The following is a 1497-nucleotide window of genomic DNA, read 5'->3' on the forward strand; positions in this document are numbered from 1 at the left end:
ATCTGACGGCAGATTTATCTGACACTCACCAACAGTTCATCGTTTTCAGTAAGCCGCCGCCAGGCATTTTCGACCTCAACAGGAATATCAACATGGCCGATAAAGCCAGCCCCTGCTGGCCCGTAGCCGGTTTCATCATCGCGCAGGCGTTTGACCTCACCGAATATCATGGAGATATAGCGTTCGAGCGTCCATATGCCCGCACGTTGTCCGCCGGTAATCATCAGGGAAGCGCCCACGTTGACTAAACGCGGCAAAAACACTGGCCAGTTGATAAATCGACCGGTTAAATTTTTCTGTCGCCAGCTGTGCTGAAAAGATTCGAAGGTTCTGCGCTGCATGAGCGGGTCCTGAACCAGCAATATCGTGGTGGGGAAAGATGACTGGGCCAACAGCCGGTCTCTGCTGAAATCCGCATTTTGACCACAGTTGGTCGAGCGGTTTTCTATCTCTATTTTTTCCCAGGGGATGGCAAAAACCTGATGCGCTATCTCGGCGAGAATATCCGCTTCCCCCTTCCCCTCGGTCTCAATGGCAGCCGTGAGCGGATCCTGTTTTACCGCCTGCTGTAGCAGCGCGGTGGAATGGCCGATCCCCCCGCTCAGTAACACAGGAACGCCGGTTTGCGCAGCAAAATCAAGCGCGCCGATAATGTTCGGCATGATGGCGTGACCTGCCAAAATCAGCAGACCCGGGCTCAGACGTTCATGGGCGCGGAGATCGTCAAGGGCGAGCCAATCCGCCAGCGTATTCAAATCGCGAATGGCTTCATCAGAGATATGCATTGTGTTTTCTACCTTATCGGATGCACTGAAAGCGGCATCGTCGGCAACAAGATGATAATTTAAGACAGAGGTACTATAGACTATGACGGAGCTTGCCCAATGACAACGCCCATTAAAGAAACGGCCAGCAGAGATTGGGTTAATCTTCGTCGTGATGACGAAACCGGCATAGAGAGCTTACATGCCCATTTTCGCGGCCATGCCTATGATTCCCACGACCACGACGAAGTGTTAGTCGGGGTAACACAACAAGGGCTACAACAGTTTACCTGTCACCGTTCGATGCATACCAGTCATCCAGGGCGAGCCATCCTGATCGAACCGGGGGCTGTGCACGATGGGCATGCCGTACACGCTGAGGGGTTCACCTACGCCATGCTTTATCTCCCTCAGCGCTGGGCGACAGGTATGATGCAACAACGCGGGTTATCCGACGTGTCCGCATTGGAAGCCGCGTTTAAAAATACCCTGACGGACGATCCGAGGTTAATTTTTGCGATCCAACAGGCCTTTTTCGCCATCCATCACCACGAAGGCCGACTCGCTCGCGACCAGAGTCTGGATCATCTGCTTTCGCTACTCGCTCGACATGTTGTGACCCGGCCAGCGTCCGTTTCCAACGATTCTCTGCGCCAAATATACCAACTCAAAGATCATCTGCACGACAACATGCCTCTGGATATCGGGCTAGATGAACTGGCTCGTCATTCGG

At 53.3% G+C, this 1497-nt stretch carries 2 protein-coding genes; one reads left to right on the plus strand and one right to left on the minus strand.

The window, feature by feature from the left end; translation table 11 throughout:
- Positions 1-14 precede the first annotated feature (14 nt).
- Positions 15-785 carry a YdcF family protein gene (locus tag J5224_RS27425; protein WP_264628297.1) on the minus strand — a complete coding sequence of 257 codons (771 nt, stop codon included), beginning with the start codon at positions 783-785 and terminating at the stop codon, positions 15-17.
- A gap of 99 nt (positions 786-884) precedes the next feature.
- Between J5224_RS27425 and J5224_RS27430 the strand changes: the two genes are divergently transcribed.
- Positions 885-1497: AraC family ligand binding domain-containing protein (locus tag J5224_RS27430; RefSeq protein WP_264628298.1), on the plus strand; the 613-nt coding region annotated here is incomplete at its 3' end.

It is taken from the genome of Candidatus Symbiopectobacterium sp. NZEC135 (assembly GCF_025962695.1).

What these genes read in the sequence shown, in the direction of transcription:
- J5224_RS27425 (WP_264628297.1), bottom strand. Translation starts at nt 785, where the DNA reads ATGCATATCTCTGATGAAGCCATTCGCGATTTGAATACGCTGGCGGAT.